Annotated in this window: 1 pseudogene; it reads left to right on the top strand. The window is 46.3% G+C overall.

Annotated features, from left to right (window positions below):
* Positions 1-628 (top strand): annotated as a pseudogene (locus ACFIKY_RS09190) (transporter); the annotation flags it as partial.

Raw genomic sequence — 628 nt, 5'->3', positions numbered from 1 at the left:
CTTTATGAACATGAAGGTAATATTTATTCGCAGCAAAGTGAGTTTATCCACCAATTGGTGGGAGGTCGTCGTGAACGTATCCCCCTCACATGGGGGACGATAGCTTCAACTGTTTATTCAGACCGTCTCATTTTTGGAAAAGAGATCATAGAAATACGCTATGAGGCGGAACAGCGGTTTGCGGGCATGTTTGGTTGGAAAGAATATCCAGCAAAAACCAGGGTAGGCATGGCGGATGGTTTGCTCACGCTTCCCTTTGAGTTTATTTTCACCCAATCTTTTGTTTTCAAGAGCAAAAACATTGCCAAGCAGATTATGGGGCGCAAACAAAACCAAATGGTCAATGCAGGAGACCGTGCGGGCTCACAAATTATGGAGCTGGATGATGCGCTTGATGATCTTGAATCCAATCGTTTTGTTTTAGGGGAGCATCATTTATCATTGGCAGTTTTTGCTGATACGCCGCAAGAGTTAGCGGATAATCTTGCCAAAGCGCGTTCTCGTCTTACAGATGGTGGGGCTGTGATTGCGCGGGAAGATTTAGGGTTAGCGGCGGCTTGGTGGGCACAATTGCCTGGCAATTATGCTTATCGCACCCGCTCTGGTGCAATAACAAGCCGCAATTATG

The organism is Bartonella sp. CR127HXZ (assembly GCF_042194555.1).
Classification (GTDB): domain Bacteria; phylum Pseudomonadota; class Alphaproteobacteria; order Rhizobiales; family Rhizobiaceae; genus Bartonella; species Bartonella grahamii.
Note: the sequence above shows the minus strand (reverse complement) of the source record. Positions and strands in the feature narration are given on the sequence as shown.